Source organism: Nocardia elegans NBRC 108235, assembly GCF_001612845.1.
GTDB classification, from domain to species: Bacteria; Actinomycetota; Actinomycetes; order Mycobacteriales; family Mycobacteriaceae; genus Nocardia; species Nocardia nova.
The window spans coordinates 80,989-102,939 of the sequence record NZ_BDBF01000026.1; the positions used below are offsets into that span (position 1 = coordinate 80,989).

Annotated in this window: 22 protein-coding genes; 10 read left to right on the forward strand and 12 right to left on the reverse strand. The window is 68.1% G+C overall.

The window, feature by feature from the left end:
- The 4 genes from NE2_RS19310 to NE2_RS19320 all read right to left on the reverse strand — a co-directional run bounded on the left by NE2_RS19310 (position 1) and on the right by NE2_RS19320 (position 2,799).
- Positions 1–834 (reverse strand): ABC transporter ATP-binding protein, encoded by an 834-nt coding sequence (locus NE2_RS19310; protein ID WP_063028091.1) that lies wholly within the window; start codon positions 832–834, stop codon positions 1–3.
- On the reverse strand, positions 831–1,910 hold the full coding sequence (locus NE2_RS19315) for an ABC transporter substrate-binding protein (RefSeq protein WP_063028093.1): 1,080 nt from the start codon (positions 1,908–1,910) through the stop codon (positions 831–833). The genes NE2_RS19310 and NE2_RS19315 overlap by 4 nt, the downstream gene beginning before the upstream one ends.
- Before the next feature lie 118 nt (positions 1,911–2,028).
- The gene (locus NE2_RS35775; protein WP_157110947.1) at positions 2,029–2,184 is read right to left on the reverse strand and encodes a hypothetical protein; all 156 of its coding nucleotides are present in this window, start codon (positions 2,182–2,184) and stop codon (positions 2,029–2,031) included.
- 180 nt (positions 2,185–2,364) lie between these two features.
- A complete protein-coding gene (locus tag NE2_RS19320; RefSeq protein WP_063028095.1) occupies positions 2,365–2,799 on the reverse strand; it encodes a winged helix DNA-binding protein in 435 nt (144 codons plus the stop codon).
- Positions 2,800–2,915: 116 nt separating this feature from the next.
- Here NE2_RS19320 and NE2_RS19325 point away from each other — a divergent pair, with 116 nt between their 5' ends.
- Complete coding sequence (locus NE2_RS19325; protein ID WP_063028097.1) at positions 2,916–3,545, forward strand: TetR family transcriptional regulator; 630 nt, start codon at positions 2,916–2,918, stop codon at positions 3,543–3,545.
- 12 nt (positions 3,546–3,557) lie between these two features.
- On the opposite strand, the gene NE2_RS19330 is transcribed toward NE2_RS19325, so the two are convergent.
- Positions 3,558–4,214 carry a TVP38/TMEM64 family protein gene (locus NE2_RS19330; RefSeq protein ID WP_063015118.1) on the reverse strand — a complete coding sequence of 219 codons (657 nt, stop codon included), beginning with the start codon at positions 4,212–4,214 and terminating at the stop codon, positions 3,558–3,560.
- 299 nt (positions 4,215–4,513) lie between these two features.
- Between NE2_RS19330 and NE2_RS19335 the strand changes: the two genes are divergently transcribed.
- Genes NE2_RS19335 through meaB form a run of 3 tightly spaced genes read left to right on the forward strand, consistent with a single transcriptional unit; the run spans position 4,514 to position 9,794 of the window.
- The gene (locus NE2_RS19335) at positions 4,514–6,373 is read left to right on the forward strand and encodes a methylmalonyl-CoA mutase family protein (RefSeq protein WP_084494159.1); all 1,860 of its coding nucleotides are present in this window, start codon (positions 4,514–4,516) and stop codon (positions 6,371–6,373) included.
- A complete protein-coding gene (gene scpA, locus NE2_RS19340) occupies positions 6,373–8,634 on the forward strand; it encodes a methylmalonyl-CoA mutase (RefSeq protein ID WP_063015064.1) in 2,262 nt (753 codons plus the stop codon). Before NE2_RS19335 ends, scpA begins: the two co-directional genes overlap by 1 nt.
- Positions 8,631–9,794, forward strand: a complete 1,164-nt coding sequence (meaB, locus tag NE2_RS19345) for a methylmalonyl Co-A mutase-associated GTPase MeaB (RefSeq protein ID WP_084494160.1) — start codon at positions 8,631–8,633, stop codon at positions 9,792–9,794. Before scpA ends, meaB begins: the two co-directional genes overlap by 4 nt.
- Before the next feature lie 30 nt (positions 9,795–9,824).
- Here meaB and NE2_RS19350 read toward each other — a convergent pair whose 3' ends face one another.
- Complete coding sequence (locus NE2_RS19350) at positions 9,825–10,694, reverse strand: NmrA/HSCARG family protein (RefSeq protein ID WP_218018628.1); 870 nt, start codon at positions 10,692–10,694, stop codon at positions 9,825–9,827.
- A 112-nt stretch (positions 10,695–10,806) separates the two neighbouring features.
- On the opposite strand from NE2_RS19350, the gene NE2_RS19355 reads away from it, so the two are divergent.
- Positions 10,807–11,376 (forward strand): TetR/AcrR family transcriptional regulator, encoded by a 570-nt coding sequence (locus tag NE2_RS19355; protein ID WP_063028099.1) that lies wholly within the window; start codon positions 10,807–10,809, stop codon positions 11,374–11,376.
- On the opposite strand, the gene NE2_RS19360 is transcribed toward NE2_RS19355, so the two are convergent.
- Both NE2_RS19360 and NE2_RS19365 read right to left on the reverse strand, forming a co-directional pair.
- A complete protein-coding gene (locus NE2_RS19360) occupies positions 11,377–12,240 on the reverse strand; it encodes an amidohydrolase family protein (protein ID WP_063028165.1) in 864 nt (287 codons plus the stop codon). It abuts the gene before it with no gap.
- Between the two features lie 47 nt (positions 12,241–12,287).
- Positions 12,288–13,325 carry a nucleoside hydrolase gene (locus NE2_RS19365; protein ID WP_063028163.1) on the reverse strand — a complete coding sequence of 346 codons (1,038 nt, stop codon included), beginning with the start codon at positions 13,323–13,325 and terminating at the stop codon, positions 12,288–12,290.
- 160 nt (positions 13,326–13,485) lie between these two features.
- On the opposite strand from NE2_RS19365, the gene NE2_RS19370 reads away from it, so the two are divergent.
- Positions 13,486–13,896, forward strand: coding sequence for a type I phosphoribosyltransferase (locus tag NE2_RS19370; RefSeq protein WP_063028103.1), 411 nt, complete (start codon positions 13,486–13,488; stop codon positions 13,894–13,896).
- A gap of 7 nt (positions 13,897–13,903) precedes the next feature.
- Here the strand turns inward: NE2_RS19370 and NE2_RS19375 are convergent, their stop codons facing one another.
- On the reverse strand, positions 13,904–15,148 hold the full coding sequence (locus NE2_RS19375) for an FAD-dependent monooxygenase (RefSeq protein ID WP_063028105.1): 1,245 nt from the start codon (positions 15,146–15,148) through the stop codon (positions 13,904–13,906).
- A 101-nt stretch (positions 15,149–15,249) separates the two neighbouring features.
- On the opposite strand from NE2_RS19375, the gene NE2_RS19380 reads away from it, so the two are divergent.
- Positions 15,250–15,822 carry a TetR/AcrR family transcriptional regulator gene (locus NE2_RS19380; RefSeq protein WP_030514491.1) on the forward strand — a complete coding sequence of 191 codons (573 nt, stop codon included), beginning with the start codon at positions 15,250–15,252 and terminating at the stop codon, positions 15,820–15,822.
- A gap of 14 nt (positions 15,823–15,836) precedes the next feature.
- On the opposite strand, the gene NE2_RS19385 is transcribed toward NE2_RS19380, so the two are convergent.
- From NE2_RS19385 to NE2_RS19395, 3 genes are all read right to left on the reverse strand, one after another.
- Positions 15,837–16,220 (reverse strand): DUF2784 domain-containing protein, encoded by a 384-nt coding sequence (locus tag NE2_RS19385; protein WP_373862259.1) that lies wholly within the window; start codon positions 16,218–16,220, stop codon positions 15,837–15,839.
- 473 nt (positions 16,221–16,693) lie between these two features.
- Positions 16,694–18,175, reverse strand: a complete 1,482-nt coding sequence (locus tag NE2_RS19390) for an SDR family NAD(P)-dependent oxidoreductase (protein WP_063028107.1) — start codon at positions 18,173–18,175, stop codon at positions 16,694–16,696.
- 82 nt (positions 18,176–18,257) lie between these two features.
- The gene (locus NE2_RS19395) at positions 18,258–19,115 is read right to left on the reverse strand and encodes an alpha/beta fold hydrolase (protein ID WP_063028109.1); all 858 of its coding nucleotides are present in this window, start codon (positions 19,113–19,115) and stop codon (positions 18,258–18,260) included.
- A gap of 212 nt (positions 19,116–19,327) precedes the next feature.
- Here NE2_RS19395 and NE2_RS19400 point away from each other — a divergent pair, with 212 nt between their 5' ends.
- The 3 genes from NE2_RS19400 (at position 19,328) to NE2_RS19410 (ending at position 21,928) form a co-directional block, all read left to right on the forward strand.
- Complete coding sequence (locus tag NE2_RS19400) at positions 19,328–20,050, forward strand: TetR/AcrR family transcriptional regulator (RefSeq protein WP_063028111.1); 723 nt, start codon at positions 19,328–19,330, stop codon at positions 20,048–20,050.
- Between the two features lie 92 nt (positions 20,051–20,142).
- Positions 20,143–21,288, forward strand: a complete 1,146-nt coding sequence (locus NE2_RS19405; RefSeq protein WP_036501108.1) for an acyl-CoA dehydrogenase family protein — start codon at positions 20,143–20,145, stop codon at positions 21,286–21,288.
- Positions 21,272–21,928, forward strand: a complete 657-nt coding sequence (locus NE2_RS19410; RefSeq protein ID WP_051755639.1) for a TetR/AcrR family transcriptional regulator — start codon at positions 21,272–21,274, stop codon at positions 21,926–21,928. The genes NE2_RS19405 and NE2_RS19410 overlap by 17 nt, the downstream gene beginning before the upstream one ends.
- Positions 21,929–21,951 lie beyond the last annotated feature (23 nt).

Consider the following 21,951-nt stretch of genomic DNA (forward strand, 5'->3'; position numbering starts at 1 on the left):
TTACTTCCTGTCGGTGGCCGCGAGGTCGGCCTGCTCGAGACCCTGCGCGCGGGCCACCTCGTCGTGCAGCAGCGACCAGATCCGGTGCCGGACTTCGCTGAAGTGTTCGCTGGAGCGGATGTCGGCCTCCGGGGCGGTGTCGCGGTCCAGATCGATATCGACCACCGCCTTGACCCGTCCCGGCCGTGAGGTGAGGACGGCCACCCGCTGACCCAGATACACGGCTTCGTTGATGTCGTGGGTGATGAACAGGATGGTCTTGCCGGTGGTGCGCCAGATGCGCAGCAGTTCGTCCTGCAGCGATTCACGGGTCTGGGCGTCGAGCGCGGCGAACGGCTCGTCCATCAGCAGCACCTCGGGATCGAAGGCGAGGCTGCGCGCGATGGCCACGCGCTGTTTCATGCCGCCGGACAACTCGTGCGGGTAGCGGTCGCCGAAGCCGGTGAGGCCGACCAGCTCCAGATATTCCTCGGCGATCCGGCGCCGCTCACGCCGGCGAATGCGCTTGGCCTCCAGCCCGAATTCGATATTGCCGCGCGCGGTGCGCCACGGCAGCAGCGCGTACTGCTGGAAGACGATGCCCCTATCGAGACCGGGGCGGGAGACCGGCCGCCCGTCGAGCAGGATTTGCCCGTGGGTCGGCCGGGTCAGCCCGCCCAGCAGATCCAGCAGGGTCGACTTACCCGAACCGCTGGGTCCGACCAGGACGAGGAATTCACCGTCGCGCACGTCCACGGTGATGTTCTCCAGCGCGGTGAAGGGTGTTCCGGCGCCTCGCGCGGGAAATTCCTTGCGCACCCCGTCGAGCGCGAGTTTGATTGCCGTGTCGCTCATTTGGCGGCCACCGCCTCTCCGGTCGGCCCGCTCTCGGCGGGATATTTGCCGTTGGCGTAGGGGTTGAACTTGTTGGTGTACAGATCCTTGGCCGCGAACTTCCCGGCGGGCAGTTCACCGTTGCGGACCAGCCAGTCGATCCAGATCTGCAGCTCTCGCTCCTGAATCACCGCGCCGGGCACCGGGATGCCGGACGATTTGTAGGAGTCGAGCAGTGTGGTGTTCTCGTTGCGGCCGCGCTTGTGGATGATGTCGGCCAGTCGCGCCACCGCCTGATCACGCGGCGTGATCTGCAGCCAGCGCGTCGCGCGGGCGGTGCCCTGGACGAAGTCGGCCACCGCGTCCTGATGGCCGGCGATGTAGTCGTTGCGGAAGACGTATGTGCCGTAGTCGAATTCGCCGAACAGGCCCTTGTCGGTGTAGAGCGCGTGGATGCCGCCGTGAGCCAGCGCGATGTCCTGCAGCGGGCCGCCCAGTGCCGCCGCGTCGATCTGGCCCTTGCGCAGCGCGTCCTCGGTATTGACCGGCGGCAGCACCACGAGCTGCACCTGCCTGCTCTCGTCGTCGGTGAGCCCTTGGTCGTGCAGCCATTGCCGGGTGATGAATTCGTGGTGGGCGCCGAGGGTGTTGACGCCGACCTTCTTCCCGATCAGGTCCTTGGCGGTCTTGATGCCCGAATCGTCACGGACGTAGTAGCCGGTGAAACTCTGCCGGTCGGCGCCGTAGGAGCTGAGCACCGAGGTCACCGGTGCGCCGCCGGCGATGAGCTTGACGACCGCGCCGTTGAACGCGCTGCCGAATTCGATCTGCTTGGTGGTGGCGGCCTGGATATTGGCCGGACCGCTGGTGGTGTCGCCCTCCCACTTCAGCTCGATGGTGGAGAAGTAGCCGAGGTCGGCGGCCAGTTCGTAGGGCGTGACCGTGCCGGCCTGGCCCTGGTAGCGAAGGATGGTCCTACCGTCGGCGGTGGTTCCGGCGCCGGAACTCGAGCAGCCGGCGGCGAGCGCGGCCAGCACGGGCAGGGCGAGGGCGGCGGCGAACGCGCGCACGACCCGGGGTCGTCTGAACGACAACATGATCGGTTCTTTCACTGAATGCGTCTGCGGTCACGCGCACATCCGGGTGCGGTGACCGGTAGATCGGCGAAACGAATTGCCTGGCAACGGCTGTCGGCGACGACGATGGCGCCCGGGTTCAGGCGCGACAGATCCCGTGCGGGACGCGCATGAGATCGACCGTGCGCCGTCGCGTCAGCACGCCGCGTACCCGTCGGCCGGGTCCGGCTATCGGCGCCGCACTCGCCTGCTCGACAACGCGTGCGCCCGAACGCGATTCATCGGTGGCGGCCATCCATCCTCCTGCCGGGACCGAAAGTGATATAGGCACTGTGGTCCGGCAAGGGACGTGGGGCAATGGTTGTGCGCAGCGCGAGCCGATCATCCCGCTTCGCGGACGAGAACGGGCGTTATCTCGTCGCGGTAGCGAATACGTTTCGCCGCCCGCCGCCAATTCCGGCGGGCGTGACGACGATCAGTCTTCCAGTTCGCGGGACAAACCCGCGGTGATCGCGGCGAGGACCCGCCCCGCGATCGCGAGGTCGGCCGCCGGAACCGCACCGTAGACGCGGCCGAGGACGGCGCTCGTGCGGGAGCGGAGGTCCGCGACGAGGCGGCCGCCCGCCTCGGTGACCACGAGTTCACCGCCCGGCGCCTCGAGCATCAGGCCACGGTCGGCGAGCCGCGTCGTGGCGGTCGCGACGACGGTGGGTGCCCAGGTCGTCTTCGCGGCGAGAGTGGCGATATGCCGCTCTCGATCGACGGTGCCGCCGGCGGCCGCGGCCTGGCTGAGCGTGATCCACTGCGCCTCGTCGATGCCGGTACCGGCGAGGACGCGGTGCAAAAGCGCGTTGTGGTGCTTTTCGGCCTGGCCGATGATCGACGGATCGAGCGTGATAGCGGGGGACATGACGAACTCCTGACTGCCGGACTGTGGCCACAATTCTGACACTCAGTTCCATACGAGCGCAAGTGTCGTTCGTGTTCCAGTTTCTTACGTGCCTCGGGTTCGGATAGCATCTCGGCATGCCCGATCCCGCATCCGACCGCACACTCCCGCTGCGAGAGCGCAAACGACTGCGTACTCGTCGCGTACTGGCCGACACCGCCCTGCGGCTGTTCACCGAGCGCGGATTCGACGCGACGACACTCGACGAACTCGTCGACGAGGCCGAGGTATCTCGCAGCACCTTCTTTCGCACCTATCCGGCCAAGGAAGCGGTCGCGATCGAGGCGGAGGCGCAATTGTGGTCCGCGTATCTCGCGGCGCTGGCGATTCGACCGCTGACCGGAATCGTGCTGGACGCGATACGGGAGACGCTGACCGCGGCCGTCGCCGATCTGGAGCCGGAATGGGATCACCGGTATGTCGCCACTCGCCGGCTCATCCGCACCACCCCGGCACTGCTCGCCTACGTCGAGTACCACCGCCACGGGGTGGAGGCGGACGCGGTCACGATTCTCGCCGATCGCCTGGGACTGCCTGCGGACGATCTGCGACTGCAGGTCCTGGCCGAACTGGTGACCTCGGCGTGGAGTGTGGCCGGACGGGAATGGGTCCGGGCCGACGGCCGGGGCGGCCGCGCCGCGCTGACGGAGAGAGTGCGGGAGGCCTTCGCGGCGGTGCCGGCGAGTTTGGAACTGCGGACCCGCTGAGGCCGCGCGGCGTCAGCGTGGTGCCGGTTCCTCGGCCGCCTCGGTGGCCAGTGCCGCGAATTGGTCTGCGCCCCACCGCGCGTCGACTACCAGGCCGATTACGCCGATGGTGATGCAGACGCCCGACAGCACCAGCAGACCCGGGTTCGTCCGGCCGGTCAACGCGTCTCCGAGGACGACGACGCCGATGGTGCCGGGGATGATGCCCACGAAGGTGGCCAGCAGGTACGGCATCATCCGCACCGAGGACAGTCCGGCGCAGTAGTTGATCACCGAGAACGGCACCGGTGCGATCAGCCGCAGCGAGCCGACGGCGAGCCAGCCGCGCCGGGCCAGTCGCCGATCCACGGCCTGTACCGCCGGATGGGTCAGCCGCGCGGCGACCTGCTCCCGATCCAGGGCTCGCACGAGCAGCAGCGCCAGCACCGCGCTGACCGTCGTCGCGGCGACCGCGAGGGTGATGCCGAGAATCGGCCCGAACAACAGGCCGGCGCTGAGCGTGAAGACGGTGCGCGGAAACGGCGCCACCGTCACGAGCGCATGGACGAGGAAGAAGAGTAGCGGAAACATCGGGCCGACCGAATCGGCCCACTCCCGGATCTGCTGCGGGGCCGGATGGGGTGCCAGTACGGCGACCGCGACCAGCGCGGCCGCGAGGATCGCCAGCATCACGACCCGTCGATTGCGCAGTAGTCGCAAGGCCACATTCGTCGTCCTCGGCACCGCGACAGGTTACCGGTCGGTATGGCCAGGCTGTGCGAAGAGTATGCGAACACCGGGCTAGCATCGAATGAAGGTTGATGAATGATCGTTAACCGAACTGGTCGTCGACCTGCCGATACCGCACGCCCGTCGCACTGTGAATGGGTCACACAGGCGGTTGCGAAGGCGCTGCGAAGAGTTGGGTCCCAGCGTAGGTATCCGGTACGAGTGAAGTATCGGAGTCGAGTGGAAGAGGTACAGCAGCGATGCCGATTGGTTCAGATCCGGGTGCGGACACCGTGCCCGGATACGCCGCATGGCGCAAGGGTGTGGCCGGAGTGCTGGCCAAGTCCCGCAAGGTCGAGGCATCCGAACTCGGTGACGAGCCGGAGCGTCTGCTCGAGGTCACCAATTACGACGGAGTGACCGTCGCGCCGCTGTACACCCGTCGCGACGAACTGCCCGAACAGCCTCTGCCCGGACGGTTCCCGTTCGTGCGCGGCAACGAGGCCACCCGCGACGTGCATCGGGGCTGGCATGTCAGCGCCCGCTTCGCCGGAACGGATCCGGCCGCCGTCAACGAGGAGATCCTCGCCGCTCTGGAGAACGGCGTCAGCTCCGTATGGCTCGGGGTCGGCGAGAACGGCGTCCCGGTGGCCGGTCTGGCGGACACGCTGCGCGGGCTGCTGTTCGAACTGGCTCCCCTGAGCCTGCGGGCGGGCGCGGACACCCCCGCAGCCGCCGCGCAGGTGCTGGCCCTGCTGGACGGCTATGAGGTGGCCGACCGCTCCGATATCCACGTCTTCCTCGGCGCGGCGCCGCTGACCAGCCGCTTCGCTGGGGTGGCCGACACCGACCTCGACGCCACGGTCGAGCTGGCACGCACCGCCGCCGGCCGCACCGAGACCGTCCGTGCGATCACGGTGTCCGGCACCGTCTTCCACAACGCCGGCGCGTCCGACGCCCAGGAGATCGGCGCGGCCGTCGCCGCGGGCCTCGACTACCTGCGCGCGCTCACCGACGCCGGCCTCGATGTCGCCGATGCGCTGGATCAGGTGAGTTTCCAGCTGGCGGCGACCGACGATCAGTTCGAGACGATCGCGAAATTCCGCGCCGCCCGCCGGCTGTGGGCCCGGGTGGCGCACGAGGCCGGCGCGCCGGACTTCGGCAACGCGCCGCAGCACGCCGTCACCTCGGAAGCGATGCTGAGCCAGCGTGATCCGTGGGTCAACATGCTGCGCACCACCCTGGCCGCTTTCGGCGCCGGTGTGGGCGGCGCGGATCTGGTCACCGTGCTGCCCTTCGACGCGGCCCTGCCGGCCGGGGAACTCGGTGTGTCGCAAGCATTCTCGGAACGCATGGCACGCAACACGCAGCTGCTGCTGCTCGAGGAGTCGCATCTCGGACATGTGCAGGACCCGGGCGCGGGTTCCTGGCACGTGGAAAGCCTCACCGCGGAGGTGGCCGGCGCGGCGTGGGCGTTCATGCAGGAGCTCGAGCGCGCCGGCGGATACCGCGCCGCGCTGGAGTCCGGCCTGCTGGCCGAGCGCATCGCCGACACCCGGACCCGCCGCGAATCCGACATCGCCCACCGCCGCACCGCGGTCACCGGCGTCAACGAGTTCCCGAACCTTGCCGAGGAGCCGCTGTCGGAGGCCGCGCGCGACACGAACGGGGTGGCCCGCTACGGCGCGGCCTTCGAGGCGCTGCGCAACCGTTCGGACGCCTACCTGGCCGCCCACGGCCGCCGGCCCCGGGCGCTGCTGGTCCCGCTGGGCCCGGTCGCCGAGCACAACGTGCGCGTGACCTTCACCGCGAACGTACTGGCCTCCGGGGGCATCGAAACGGTGAACCCGGGAACGCTGGAGATATCCGGGATCGGCTCTGCCGCAACCGAATATGGAGCGACGATGGCGGTGCTGTGCGGCAGTGACGCCCGCTACGGCACCGAGGCCGCGCCCGCCGTGCAGCAGCTGCGCGACGCCGGCGTGACGACGGTCCTGCTGGCCGGGCCCGAGAAGGCGGTGGCCGAGGTGAGCGGCACACAGCGGCCGGACGGATTCCTCACGGCCCGCATGGACGCGGTGGCGACCCTGTCCGGCCTGCTGGAGAAGCTGGGAGCGTAATGACTACTCGAGATGTGAACCACGTGATCGGCAGCTTCGCCGAGGTGCCGCTGGGCGAGCCGGCGGTCGGGCGGACCGGTGGTGGCGACGTCGAGGCGTTCGTCGCCGAATCGGCGGCCGCCAACGGCTACGCGCCCGAACAACTGGTCTGGGCCACCCCCGAAGGTATCGACGTCGCGCCGGTGTACACCAAGGCCGACCGCGATGCCGTTGTGGCCGAAGGCTATCCGCTCGACAGCGTGCCCGGTGTGGCGCCGTTCGTGCGCGGCCCGTACCCGACCATGTACGTGAATCAGCCGTGGACCATCCGCCAGTACGCGGGATTCTCCACCGCCGCCGATTCCAACGCCTTCTACCGCCGCAATCTGGCCGCGGGCCAGAAGGGTCTGTCGGTCGCCTTCGACCTGGCCACCCACCGCGGCTACGACTCCGATCACCCGCGCGTCACCGGTGACGTCGGTATGGCCGGCGTCGCCATCGACTCGATCCTCGATATGCGGGAACTGTTCGACCAGATTCCGCTGGATCAGGTGTCGGTGTCGATGACCATGAACGGCGCGGTGCTGCCGATCCTGGCGCTCTACGTCGTCGCCGCCGAGGAACAGGGCGTCAAGCCCGAACAGTTGGCCGGAACCATTCAGAACGACATTCTGAAGGAGTTCATGGTCCGCAACACCTACATCTATCCGCCCAAGCCCTCGATGCGGATCATCTCCGACATCTTCGCCTACACCTCCGCGAAGATGCCGAAGTTCAACTCGATCTCGATCTCCGGCTACCACATCCAGGAAGCCGGAGCCACCGCCGATCTGGAGCTGGCCTACACCCTGGCCGACGGCGTCGAATACATTCGCGCCGGCCTGGACGCGGGCATGGAGATCGATCAGTTCGCGCCGCGGCTGTCGTTCTTCTGGGCCATCGGCATGAACTTCTTCATGGAGGTCGCCAAGCTGCGCGCGGGCCGCCTGCTGTGGAGCGAGCTGGTGTCGAAGTTCGAGCCCAAGAGCCAGAAGTCGCTCTCGCTGCGCACCCACTCGCAGACCTCGGGCTGGTCGCTGACCGCGCAGGACGTGTTCAACAACGTCGCGCGCACGTGTGTCGAGGCGATGGCCGCGACCCAGGGCCACACGCAGTCGCTGCACACCAACGCCCTCGACGAGGCGCTGGCGCTGCCCACCGACTTCTCCGCGCGCATCGCCCGCAACACCCAGCTGCTGCTGCAGCAGGAGTCGGGGACCACGCGGCCGATCGACCCGTGGGGCGGCTCCTACTACGTCGAGTGGCTGACCCACCAGCTCGCCGAGCGGGCCCGGGCCCACATCGCTGAGGTCGAAGCGCACGGCGGTATGGCGCAGGCGATTTCGGAGGGCATCCCGAAGCTGCGCATCGAGGAGGCCGCGGCCCGCACCCAGGCCCGTATCGACACCGGCGCGCAGCCGGTGATCGGCGTCAACAAATACCAGGTGACCGAGGACCAGGAGATCGAGGTCCTCAAGGTCGAGAACTCGCGCGTGCGGGCGGAGCAGAACGAGAAGCTGCGCCGCCTGCGCGCCGAACGCGACAGCGCCGAGGTCGAGCGGGCGCTGGCCGAATTGACCAGGGCCGCAGCGTCTTCCGAGGGCGGGATGGCCAACAACCTGCTCGCCCTGGCCATCGACGCGGCCCGCGCCAAGGCTACGGTCGGCGAGATCTCCGACGCGCTGGAGAAGGTGTACGGTCGCCATCAGGCCGAGATCCGCACACTGTCGGGCGTCTACCGAGAGGAGGCCGGCAAGGTGACCAACATCAGCAGGGCCATCGAGCTGGTCGAGGAATTCGCCGAGGCCGAGGGCCGCCGCCCCCGCATCCTCGTCGCCAAGATGGGCCAGGACGGCCACGACCGCGGCCAGAAGGTGATCGCGACCGCCTTCGCCGACCTCGGCATGGACGTCGATGTGGGCCCTCTGTTCCAGACCCCGGAAGAGGTGGCCCAGCAGGCGGCCGACAACGACGTGCACATCGTCGGTGTCTCCTCGCTGGCGGCCGGTCACCTCACGCTGGTGCCCGCCCTGCGGCAGGCACTGGCCGATGTCGGGCGCCCCGACATCATGGTCATCGTCGGCGGCGTGATTCCGCCCGGTGACTTCGACGAGCTGTATGCCGCCGGCGCCGCGGCGATCTTCCCGCCGGGCACCGTGATCGCCGATGCCGCGATCGGTCTGCTGCAGAAGCTGGCGGCCGAACTCGGCCACGAGATCGGCGGACAAGCCGAGGCGGAATGAGCGACACCGACCGGACCCCGGCGGGCGATGCGCCCGCCGGGGCTGAGGTGCCCACCGAGGCGGAGTTGCCCACCAAGGCTGAGTTGCCCGGAAGTCAGGCCCTATCCACCGCCCGCGGCCTGCCTCCGGCGCTGCGCGTGGACGGACCGCAGTCGCCGGGCGGCGGACGACGCCGGACCATCGATGTGGCGGAGTTGGCGGGTGCGATCCGCGACAATCAGCGCGCCGCGCTCGCCCGCGCGATCACGCTGGTCGAATCCACCCGTGCCGATCACCGCGAGGCGGCACAGCGGCTGCTGCTCGAGCTGACGGCCGAAGCCGGCGCCGCCGCGTCCAATCGCGTCGGCATCACCGGCGTTCCGGGCGTGGGCAAGTCGACGTTCATCGACGCGCTCGGGATGTATCTGATCGGCCAGGGGCATCGGGTCGCGGTGCTGGCAGTGGATCCGTCCTCGACTCGCACCGGCGGATCGATTCTCGGCGACAAGACCCGCATGGCGCGTTTGTCGGTGGAACGCGACGCGTTCATCCGCCCGTCGCCGACCGCGGGCACGTTGGGCGGTGTCGCGAAGGCGACCCGCGAAACCATCGTGCTGCTCGAGGCCGCCGGTTACGACGTGATCCTGGTGGAGACGGTGGGCGTCGGTCAGTCCGAGGTGACCGTCGCGAATATGGTCGACGTGTTCTGCTTCCTCACCCTGGCCCGCACCGGAGATCAGTTGCAGGGCATCAAGAAGGGTGTGCTGGAGCTGGCCGATCTGGTCGCGGTCAACAAGGCCGACGGCCGCCACGAGGTGGAGGCGCGGGCCGCCGCACGCGAACTGCAGGGTGCGATGCGGCTCATCCATCCGCGCGAATCCCTCTGGCGTCCACCGGTTCTCACCATGAGCGGGCTGAACGGCACCGGCCTGGACACCTTCTGGGATACGGTCCTCGAACACCGGCGCGTTCTCACCGAGGCGGGAGAGTTCGCCGAGAAGCGCCGCCGCCAGCAGGTCGACTGGACGTGGACGATGGTGCACGACCAGCTGCTGCGCCGGCTGGCCGACAGTCCCGGCGTGAAAGCGATTCGCGCGCAGGTGGAAAAGCAGATCCGCGACGGATCGCTGACCCCGGCCCTGGCGGCGGAGGAGCTGCTGCGCGCCTTCGACGAGCGATAACGTCCTCGCGTGTGACCGCCGCCCTCACGGTCAGCGCGGTTTTCCCACGGACCCCAACCAGGTGGTGAAATCCAGGAGTTCGGGGCGGCGTTGCCGCAGCGCCGCGATGTCGACGGTCCAGCCGCCGCTGTCGTTGGCGAACCGGTAACCGGCGATGGCGTCGGGATCCTTGTCCGACAACGCCTCTCGTGGAATCGCGCGGTACTCGATCGGTCGGCCGAAGGACCGGCTCATGGCTGCCGCCACCTCGGTCATGGTCAGTTCGTCACCCGCGAGTTCCAGTGTGGCGCCGAGGTATTCGTCGGGGTGAGCGAAGGCGAGTGCCGCGAAGGCGCCGATGTCGCTGCCGGCGATCAGCTGTACGGGTACGTCCGGACGGATGACATCGGTGAGTACTCCGTCACGGAAGCCGAAGCGGGGGTCTACCTGGTTCTCCATGAAGCGCACCGGGCGCAGCACGGTGGTCGGTAGTCCGAGCTGAGCGGCGTATCGCTCCAGCTGCGCCTTACTTCGCCAACGCCGGATGCCGTGGTCGGCGTCCGCGGCGCCGACGGAGGCGTAAACGAAGTGGGCGACCCCCGCGTCCGCCGCCGCATCCGCGACATTGCGCCCCAACCTCAGCTCGTCGTCGATGGTGAAGGCGGGAGGGGTGCCCGGATATCCGGCGGTCGGCTGCACGCTGAACACACCGTGCACGCCCGCCATCGCCGTATCCAGCGCGGCCCGGTCACCCATATCCCCGCGTACCAGCTGCGCACCCGCCCTGGCCAGCGCCTGGGCATTCATCGCGTCCGGGTCGCGCACCAGCGCGCGCACCCGCCACCCCGCTGTCAGCAGCGCGTGTGCCGCTGCGCCACCCTGCGTACCTGTTGCTCCGGTCACCATTACGATGTCCGACACCGGGCCCTCCTCGAAAAGCGCTGTTGGCCTGCGCTGACACGAAACGGGGATTGTCCCCGCTAAACCGTGGGCTACGATACGGGGAGTATCCCCGCTTTGCAATCGGAGTGCCGTGACATCAGCACCGCGCAGACCGACCCGCGCCGACGCGCTGCGCAACTACGAGCGTCTCGTCGCCGCTGCCACCGACGCCTTCGCCGAATACGGCCCCCAGGTGCCGCTGGATGACATCGCACGCGCCGCCGGAGTCGGCAATGCCACGCTCTACCGCCATTTCCCGACCAGACAGGCCCTGTTGGAAGCGGTGCACCACGACCACGTCGAGGCGCTGGCCCGCCGAGCCGGCGAACTGACCACGACGCACACCCCTGCCGAGGCGCTCGCGTTGTGGCTGGAAACCTTGGTCGCACAAGGCAGCGCCACCCGCGGCCTCGCTGCATCACTGCTCGCAGTCATCGGCTCCCCAACCGAATCATGGTGCCGCGAAAGGATATTCGCAGCGGCGAACGGATTGTTGCGGCACGCTCAGGAGGCGGGCGAGATTCGCTCCGAGCTGACCGCGTCGCAACTACTGAAACTCGTCAACGCGATAGCCCTTGCCACCGAACAGGAACCGGACGGGCATCGGCAGGCTCACACGCTGCTGACTCTCGTCTTCGACGGCATCCGTGTTCATGCGTGATCATTCGCCGACGCTCGGCTGGTGATGTCGAGCCGGCGCGAACAGCCGCGCGGCGTTGCCATAGCAGACCGCGCGCACCCACTCCGCGCCCAAGCCGAGTCGTTCCAGCGCTTCCAGCGCGTGGACATACGAGTACGGGATGTTCGGGAAGTCGCTGCCGAACAGGATCCGTTCGCCCAGGTCGGCCAGTCGCGAGTATTCGTTGCGCGGGAACGGGTTTCGTTCCTCGATGAAGTCGGTGAACGACATCGTGGTGTCCAGGTGCACGTTGTCGTAGCGCTGGGCGAGGTCGAGAAATTCGGAGTATTCCGGCACGCCCATATGGGCGATGATCAGCGTCAGTCGCGGAAATCGCTGCAGCAGCGCCGCGATCGGTTCCGGACCGGTGAATTCCCCCGGGGCCGGGCCCGAGCCACAGTGGATCAGCACCGGGATCCCGGCCTCGGACAACAGCCCCCACACCTCGGTCAGCAACGGATCGCCCGGATGGTAGTCACCGACCTGAATATGTGATTTGAAGATGCGCGCTCCGGATTCGATCGCGTCGCTCACATAACTTCCGGCGCCGTGCTCGGGATAGAAGGTCGCGGTGTGCAGGCAGTCCGCGGTGCGCGCCGCGAAGTCGGCCGCCCATTCGTTCAGCCACGCCGCCATATCGGGTTTGTGCGGATACACCAGCGAGGTGAACGCGCGCACTCCGAAGCCGCGCAGCGTATCCAGGCGCTGCTGTTCGTCGTCGCGATAGGTGATCGGCCACGGCCGTCCGATCAGCGGGCCCGCGGAATCGAAATACGCCCACACCTTGTGCAGCACCCGATCGGGCATGAAGTGGGTGTGCACGTCGATGATTCCGGGCAGCTCCATCCGGCTCCGGAATTGCGCGACCGCCGCCTGGTCACTCTCGTCGACCGTCACCGAACCTCCTGTGCCACCGGCGGATACAGCGCCGCCGCGAAATCACCGATCCGCTCGATCATGCGGTCGAAGAAGGCCGCCGGGTCGGTGCCGACCGCGATATCGGCGTTGGGTGCGCGACCCCACATGCCCGCCCAATCGGCGACCGTGGTGCCGCGGGTGATCGTCCCGGCCAACTCGACGTCCACCGTTGCCGGGCGCAGTACCGCCAGGGTCGGTTCGAGCGCGACCGCCGCGGCGAACGGATCGTGCATATGTGCCAGGTACCCCTGGTCGTAATGCTGGTGGAACTCGAAGTAGAACCGCACCGCGTCGATCAGGAACCGCACGATCGGATTGGCCGCCTCGGACCGGAGGCCGGGCGGATCCCCGGGGGCCGGCATCGCGGCACCGCCGCAGTGCGCTCGCTCGGCGATCCGCCGCAGATGGTCCGGGAACATCTCGATCGATTCGGTGATGTCGAGCGCGCAGACGATCGGCCGATGATCCTGCGGGGCGGCGGAGAACGCGTCGAAGACCACTTTGGCGGCCTCCGGGTCGACATGCACGTTCCACTCGTTGGTCGGGGTGGTGTTCCCCGGATGCCGGAACGCGCCGCCCATGATCACCAACCGCCGAAGCAGATGCGGCAGATCGGGTTCCAGTTCCAGCGCCAGGGCCAGATTTGTCAACGGCCCGGTGCACAGGCCCAGTACCGCACCGGGACGCGCCCGGACCGTGTCGACCCACAATCGCGCCGCCGAACGATCCGAGAGCGGGCGCGGCGAGGGCGGCAGTTCGGCATAGCCGATCCCGTGCGGACCGTGGGTGTCCTCGGTGGTGCGCAGCGGGATCGCCAGCGGCTGCGCCGCACCCAGTGCCACCTCGATGCCCGGCGCCCGGCACAGATCCAGCAGGGCCAGATTGTTCGCCGCGACCTGCGCGGTGGGGACATTGCCTCCGGTCGAGACGATTCCGGCGATCTCCAGCTGCGGATCCGCCAGCAGATACAGCAGTGCCAGCGCATCGTCGATTCCGGTGTCTACGTCCACCATGATCGTCTGCCGCACGGTGCGAGACTAGCGGCCCGCCGCCGGCCCGCCCCGTCCGGCCTGTCGGCGGGCGAAACAATGCGGGCGAGGGTAGTTTCGACATGTCAATTCTCGTGTTGTGGACCGTGCGCGTTCCTCGCAGCGGCCTGGGGGTGTTTCGCCGGTGAGATTCGCGGACCGTTTCAACGAGGTCGTCTCGCAGTGGGAGCAGGCGCACGGTACCCGGATGACCAATCGTGCCTTGGCTTTTCGCGTGACCCAGGCCGGGCATCCGGTCTCGGCGACCTATCTGTCCCAGCTGCGGTCGGGCAACCGCGACAATCCGTCCCGAGCTCTGGTCGAAACCGTGGCCAGGGTGCTGGCGGTGGAATTGACCCGGTTCAACGACGGTGGTCCCGGTGATCCGGTGCCCGGTGACGACCTGGTGTCGGCGGCGGTGGACGATCCGGCGCTGCGGCGGCTGCTCACCACCGCGGCCGGACTGTCCGCCTCCTCGATCGAGCTGCTGTCGGAGCTGGCCGCCAAGCTGCGGCTCGCGCAGGGGTTGGCGCCGGGCACGACGGCCCAGCTGTGACCCGTGCCTACCGTCCGGTCGTGGCGGCGGAAGTTTCGTATGTGGGCAGTTCGTAGTCGTCGGTCTTGCCGAAGAACAGCTTCATCATGACCGGCCGCATCGGCTTCGACATCATGATCCGGTTGGCGGTTCGCCGCATGGATGTGCCGAATGCGCTGGGGGACAGCATCATATCGATCCCGCCGCCGGGGAGTTCCTTGGCCTTGTCGAGGAACGGGGTGACCTTCTCCTCGTAGCGGCGCAGCGCCGCCGGGACATCGGCCGGATCGGCCGCCAGCTCACCCGCGAGGATGTATGCGCCGACGAGCGCCATCGCCGTGCCCATCCCGGTCATCGGTGAGCCGCAGTAGCCGGCGTCGCCGACCAACGTCACGCGCCCGGCCGCCAGGGTGGGCATATCGATGCGCGCGAGTTCGTCGAAGTAGAAGTCCTCGGCCTCGGTCATCGCCGCAAGAATGGTCGGCGCGTGCCAATGCGGCTGCGAACCGACCTTCTCGCGGATCAGCCGCTGCTGTGCGGCGGTATCGCGGCGCAGCGCCGGATCGGGGTCGCCGAGCAGAGTGAGAATCGCCTTGGCGGTCGCGGGATCGCGGTCGGGCCGCAAGCCGACCGCGGCGGAAGGAACCAACTGCATGGCGAACCAGCCGGGCGTGATCCCCGCCGGGGTCGGCATCGTGAAGAACGAGGCGTAGCCGCCGAGGAAGGTGCTGAACTGCTCCTCCGGGCCGAAGGCCAGCCGCCGGGTCGCCGAATGCACGCCGTCGGCGCCGACGACGAGGTCGAAGTGGCCGCTGCGTCCCGAGGCGAACGTCACCGTCACGCCGGTGTCGTCCTGGGTCAGCGATTCGATCCACTCGCCGTAGCGGTAATCCAGCTCACCGCCGGCCGCCGCGACGGCGTCGAGCAATACCTGATTGAGGTCACCACGGGTGATCTCGATGTCGGCCACCGGGCCCTTGCCCTCGAAATGTTCCATCGCCATGTTCGCGTAGGTGCGGCCCTTGTGGTCGATGTAGGAAATGCCGAGTTCTTCGAGCTGGTACTCGGCGATGCCGGGCATCAGGCCCATGCGCTCGGCCACCTCGCGGCTGGGGCCGCGCAGATCGACCGCCTGGCCGCCGGGTCGGGGAGCGGTGGCGCGCTCCACGACGGTGACCGCGACACCGGCTCGAAGCAGTTGCAGCGCAACGGCATTGCCGGCGATGCCGCCGCCGGAGACCAGGATGTGCAGGGGGCGGGAGACGGTGTTCATGGCGCGATTCCTATCGTTTGGTCCGAACGTCTTAGACAAATGTGCCATATGGTTGGCACGCTTGTCTAGTACAAATGTCTAAGACGTTGTAACCTGGGGTTATGGGTAATCGAGAGGATCTGTTGGCGGGGGCGAGGAAGGCGATTCTGGAGCGAGGTCTCGCCAAGGTGACCGCGCGCGATATCGCCGGTGCGGCCGGGGTCAGCCTCGCGGCCATCGGCTACCACTTCGGTACCAAGGATCGGTTGGTCGCCGAGGCCATCGCCGAGGCGACCGGTGACGAGATCGGCCGCGGTATGGAGGCGGCCATCCGGGACGCGGGGGAGGGGCGGACCCTGGCGCAGTCGCTGGAGGCCACTTGGAACGGCATGCTGGACGTCATCCAGAACCATCCGGACGAGCTGATTCTCAGCTTCGAGAACGGGGTGCGAGTGGCCCGGTCGCCGGAATCCCAGGAGTACTTCTCGGGTGCGACCGAGGAGGTCTATGCCGCACTCGTCGAGCCCCTGCGCGAAGTTCATCCGGAGCTGTCGGCCGGCGATGCCCGCGCCGTCGCCAAGCTCTATTTCGCGCTGTTCCAAGGTATGGCGCTGCAGTGGCTGATCGCGCCCGCGGGTGATCAGCTGACCGGCGACGACGTCGTTCGTGCGGTGCGAGCGATGAGCCGGGAATAGCTCGCGCGAGTGCGCTATTCGGCGACTGCGTGGTGAGAGCGGTACCGCCGCCGCCTACCGAGCCGGACGAAGCCGATCCACGACACCGCGACCAGCGCGACGACCAGTATGCGTACGAGGTCCAGAGCGCTGCGGGGGTAGAGAACCCCGGTGATGTAGTAGTCGATGAAGCCGGTCGATGGTAGGCCGGCTTCGCTGCCGCGTTCCCGGGCCCACGTCTCCAGGTAGGTCAGGGGGCAGTCGACCCCGAAGAGTACCGTGCTGAAACCCCAGGCCACCGCGGCGATATGGGTCCAGATCGTCCAACGCCACCGCCACGCGACGAATCCGCCGACGACGAGGTAGGCGATGAACAGAAAATGCACACCCGCGGTGGCATCTGCCAGCAGCCGGTACATCACGTAATCCAGATTAGGGCGCTTGTCGCCGGCGTGTGCGGGATTCGAGCGTCGGCGCCTGCCGGGTGAACGACTGTGTCTCCCACGGCCTTCCGGCCGCGGCCAGCGATTCGGAGCTGGAAGGATACCGGTACGCACATATGCGCATTAAACGATTGATCGCCCGGCGTGACTCTCAGCCGACACATGGGGGAGCGGCCCATATCGGGCAAGGCCAACGACATGGAGAAAGGCGCCGCGGCTTTCCGCGGGGGAGTACGGGCCGGCCGGCTGGGAGAGGGAAGCGCTTGCAGTGCTTTCGCCGCGAGGTGATTCGAGTCGTGCTGGAGCTGCAGGGATGTCCTCAGGCGCCTGGAAACCGCATTCGATATCGATACGTCGATATGCGCATCTAAACATGTTTCGCGATAACGCGTGCCATCCGAATACGCCACAAACTCACGCCTACAGAGCAGCCCCGACGCGACCGGGGATCACCAGTTGGACGGCTCGTAGTCCTTGAGGAAGCAGCCGAAGAGGTCGTCACCGTCTTCCCCGCGCACGATCGGGTCGTAGACGCGGGCGGCGCCGTCGACGAGGTCGAGGGGAGCGTGGAAGCCCTCCTCGGCGAGGCGGACCTTGGTGTAGTGCGGGCGCTCGTCGGTGATCCAGCCGGTGTCGACGGCGGTCATGAGGATGCGGTCGGTTTCGAACATCTCGCGGGCGCTGGTGCGGGTGAGCATGTTGAGCGCGGCCTTGGCCATATTGGTGTGCGGGTGGCCGGGGCCCTTGTAGCCGCGGCTGAACACACCTTCCATGGCCGAGACGTTGACGACGTACTTGCGGCGGGCAGGCGATGCGGCGAGGGCGGCCCGCAACCGGGAGATCAGCAGGAACGGTGCGGTCGAGTTGCACAGTTGGACTTCGAGCAGTTCGGTGGCGTCGACCTCGGCGACGGTCTGCACCCAGCTGTTGGTGTGGGCGAGATCGGGTACCAGGCCACCGGCGTCGATCGCCACGCCGCGCGAAATGCGTTCGGGGGTGGCCGATCCCGCGACCAGTGCGAGATCGGTGACCTCGGCCGCGGACAGGGTGGTCGGTGCCGGCACGGAGTGCAGGGACGCGGTGAGTGCGTTCGGATGGGCCTGGGTGGTGTGGCCGAAGGTGATGGTGTCGGGCAGTTCGCCGGCGGGGAGCGGGGCGGATTCGGCCTCCACGAGTGCGGCGTAGGCGCCGGCCGAGCGCCGGACGGTCTGGGCGGCGTTGTTGATGATGATGTCCAGCGGCCCCTGCGCGGCGACATCGTCGGCCAAGGCGACGACCTGGGCCGGATCGCGCAGGTCGATGCCGACGATCCGCAGCCGGTGCAGCCATTCGGCGCTGTCGGGCTGGGCGGTGAAGCGGCGGATCGCGTCGTTGGGGAAGCGGGTGGTGACCGTGGTGTGGGCGCCGTCGCGCAGCAGTCGCAGGGCGATGTACATGCCGATCTTGGCGCGGCCGCCGGTGAGCAGCGCGCGGCGGCCGGACAGGTCGGTGCGGGCATCGCGTTTGGCATGGTTGCGGGCGGCGCAGTCCGGGCAGAGCTGGTGGTAGAACCGGTCGACGCGGGTGTAGCGCTGTTTGCAGATGTAGCAGGGCCGCGCGCGCAGCAGGGTGCCGGCGGCGTCGCCGTCGACGGACGTGGAGAGCGGGATGCCGGCGGTCTCGTCGTCGATGCGGTTCGGGGAGCCGGTAGCGGTGGCGGCAACCACCGCCCGGTCGGCGGCGGCGACGGCGTCGCGGGCCTGATTGCGGCGGCGCCGCTTCAGTTTCTTGAACATGTGCCCGACCGCACGCTGCACCGCGATGGAATCGGGGTTGTCGTCGTCGAGCAGTGCGGCCTGGTCGAGGACGCGCAGGCAGATCGCGAGCTCCTCGGGATCGATGGTGTCCGGCAGGGGAGTGGTGGGCGCGTTCGTCGTGGTGTGCTCAGCCATCGTGCTGCCGGATGATCCTTCGTGTGCGGGGATGTGCGACGCCTATTGTCGCATCGCGGCTGTTGGAGGCTGCCGGGGCTCCTCAGCGCGGGGTGTAGTGGATGGGCCGGTGGTCGGTGTGCTGATCGTCGATGAAGTTGGCGATGGCTTCGACGACCAGCAGGGGTTCGGTCAGCGGCAGCCAGGGATCGGCGGGCAGTTCGCGCAGCCAGAGGCGGTCGACGTCGCGGCGGATATGGGCACGCAGGCTGGGCAGGGCGGCGGTGTCGGCGCGGTCGAGGATGAGTTGGACCGGAACGGCGGTGTGTTGCGGGCGCGGATGGCGCAGGTGGTGGGCGAGGTTGGCGGCGACGATGCGGGCGCCGGCCAGCAGGTCGGCGGGCCAGGTGGTGGCCTGCGGGAGGACTCGGGCGCGCAGGCGGGGCCAGTGCAGGAGGCGGCGGCCGAGAACCAGCCAGCTCAGGCGCGGGAGCCGCCACCAGGGACTGCGAGGGCAGCGGAGATCGCGCAGTGCGAGGGCGAGGTGGTCGAGGTGGGGTGCCGACAGCGCGGTGGCGGAGGCGATGCGGGTGTTGGCGCGCGGGTCGCCGAGGGCGTACCAGAGTTGGATCGCGCCCCAGCCATGGCCGCCGAGGTGGACCGGTGTGCGGGGGCTGACGGCGTCGAGGACGGCGAAGAGGTCGTCGGCGAGGTGGGGCAGGCGGTAGCGGTGGGTGCGGGTGGGTGCGCTGGAGCGGCCGTGGCCGCGGACGTCGTAGGTGACCACGTGGAAGCTGTCGGCGAGTCCGGTGGCGACACGGTTCCAGATGCGATGGGTGTCGGTGATGCCGGGGATGAGCACGATGGTGTCGGCCTGGGGATGGCCGTATTCGTAGACGGCGAGGTCGCCGCCGGGGGCGGTGACGGTGCGGTGGCGGGAGGGGGTGCGGGCTGGGTTCATCGGTCTACCTCGTGAGCGCGGGGTCGGAGCCGCTCGTACTGCCGGTACGGTCAACGGTAGCGACAGTACGCGATCGGCTGTCGGTCGGCGGACCTCGGTGGGCTATCTCCTTATTCAGTACTGTTTCGGCTGGTGCGCGGGGCGGTCATCGATTTCGTACCGGCGGTACGTGTAGCGTGGGTGCAACTATTCGCTCGGCTGGGGAGGTACCCATGGTGTCTCGGGTCGGTCGGCGAGCTGCCGCGCCTCGGGTCACGCGCGAGGAGATCGTCGATGCGGCGATCCGGGTGATCGACCGGGACGGCCCGCAGCCGAGTATGGACGACATCGCGCGTGCGGCGGGGATGACGAAGCCGCGGTTGTATCGGCAGTTCGCGGACAAGGCGGATCTGTACACCGAGATCGCCGATCGGATGTCGCGCGACGCGTTCGCGGCCGCCGGGCAGGATATGACGTTGCTGCTGCAGCCGCCGCGGCCCGCGCTGCGGCGGGTCTTCACCGCCTATGCGGCCGGAATTCTTCAGCATCCCAATGTCTTTCGGTTCCTGATGCAGGCGCCGGTGGTGCAGACGGCGCAGGCGAGCAGGTCGGGGGGAGAGGCGGTGGGGGCGGTGCTGCAGTTCGATCTGGGGCGCGATGCGGCGCGGCGGTTCGCGAAGCTCGCGCAATCGATCGCGGAGGCGGTGCCGATCGAGACGGCGGGCCTGGACTATCTGGCGCGAGCGGTCGTCGGCGTGGTGGTGGCGACGACGGATCTGTGGCTCGAGGGGATGGAGTCGCCGCGGCGGAGCAGTGCGGATTTCGTGGCGGAGCTCACCGAGTTGGTGTGGTCGCTGATCGACGGGTTTCTGCGGCGTCAGCGGATCGTGGCGGATCCGGAGGTTCCGATTTTCAGCACGCTGGCGGAGGTGAATATCGCGCGGGAGGCGCACTGAACCCCTGTTGTTGACATGCCGCCAATAGTGCGCCAGGCTGGTGCGCGGGGCCGGTGCGGTCCGGTTCCGGGTACGAGACGAAGGAAGTAACGATGGCGCGCGCCGCGTGGAGCGACGATGAGGTCGAGGCCGTCCGGGATCTGGCGAAGACCTTTTTCGAGAAGGAAGTCCTGCCGAACGAGGAGAAGTTCGTCGCGCAGGGGCATCCGGACCGCGAGCTGTACAACCGGGCGGGTGAGCTGGGCCTGCTGTGTGCCGCGATTCCGTCCGAATACGGCGGTGGCGGTGGCACTTTCGCGCACGAGGCCGCGTTGATCGAGGCGCAGTCCTATGCCGGGGACGGTTCACTGGGTATGCCGGTGCATTCGTCGATCATCGCGCCCTACATCCATCATTTCGGGACCGAGGACCTCAAGCGGCGGGTGCTGCCGAAGGCGGCCAGCGGTGAGATGGTGCTGTCGATCGGGATGACCGAGCCGGGGACGGGTTCGGATCTGCAGAACATCAAGACCCGCGCGGTGCGCGAGGGTGACGAGTACGTGATCACCGGGTCGAAGATCTTCATCTCCAACGGCTGGCTGTGCGACGGCATCATCATCGCGGCCAAGACCGATCCGACGAAGGGTGCGGCGGGTGTGTCGCTGATCTTCGCCGAGGTGAGCGATGAGACGCCGGGTTTCCGGCGCGGCCGGATCCTGAACAAGATCGGCGGCAAGGCGCAGGACACCGCGGAGCTGTTCTTCGACGGCCTGCGGGTGCCGGCGTCGAATCTGCTGGGTGAGGCCGAGGGGCAGGGCTTCTATCAGATGATGCAGCTGCTGGCGCAGGAGCGGCTGGTGACCGCGATCATGGCGGTGTCGATGATGGAGCGGGCGGTGGAGTTGACCGTCGAATACACCAAGGGCCGTGAAGCTTTCGGCAAGCCGCTGTTCGCGATGCAGAACACGAAGTTCGAGCTGGCCGAGTGCGCGACGATCGCGCGGGTGAGCCGGACGTTCCTGGATGATGCGATCGGGAAGCATCTGCGGGGTGAGCTGGATATTCCCACCGCTGCGATGTCGAAGTACTGGCTTACCGACCAGTTGGGTATTGTGGTGGACCGCTGTCTGCAACTGTTCGGTGGCTATGGATACATGACGGAGTACCCGATTTCCCAGCTGTACACCGGTGCGCGCGTGTTGCGCATCCTCGCCGGTTCCAACGAGGTGATGAAGGATCTCATTGCCCGCTCACTCTGAGACCACGACCCAGCCGGTGCCGGCCGATGCCGATTCGGCTCGGCGGCGCCGGCTGGAGCCGGACGAACGGCGCGCGCAGATTCTGGCCTGCGCCATCGAGATGTTCGGCGAACGTCCGTATGCGGCGGTGTCGACCGCTGAACTCGCGCAGCGCGCCGGGGTGGCGCGCGGGCTGATCAATCACTATTTCGGCAACAAGCGCGATCTGTATCTGGCGGTGGTGCGGCGGATGGTGACGTTGCCGCGCGCCGATTACATGGTGATGCCGACCGGTACGCCGCGGGAGCGGGTGGACGCGAGTGTGTCGTGGCTGTTGGACACGATCAGCGGGTTGGGCAGTACCTGGGTGAAGGTGACCGGGCACGAGGGGATCGGGGACGATCCGGAGGTGCAGCGCATCCTGGACGAGGCCGACGACGCCGCGGCCGACCGGCTGCTGGAGATGGTGGGCCTGTCCGGATCGGCGCGTGACGACGAGTTGCGGGCCCTGGTCCGCGCCTACAGCGGTATGGTGAAAACCGCTGGGCGCGAATGGATTACGCGCCGCAGCTTGAATCGTGAGCAGGTGCATCATCTGCTCGCGGATGTGTTGATGGCGTTGGTCCAGACCACGTTTCCGCGGATCGAACAGGCCCGCTGACGGCGCACCCGGCGCGGTGTGGT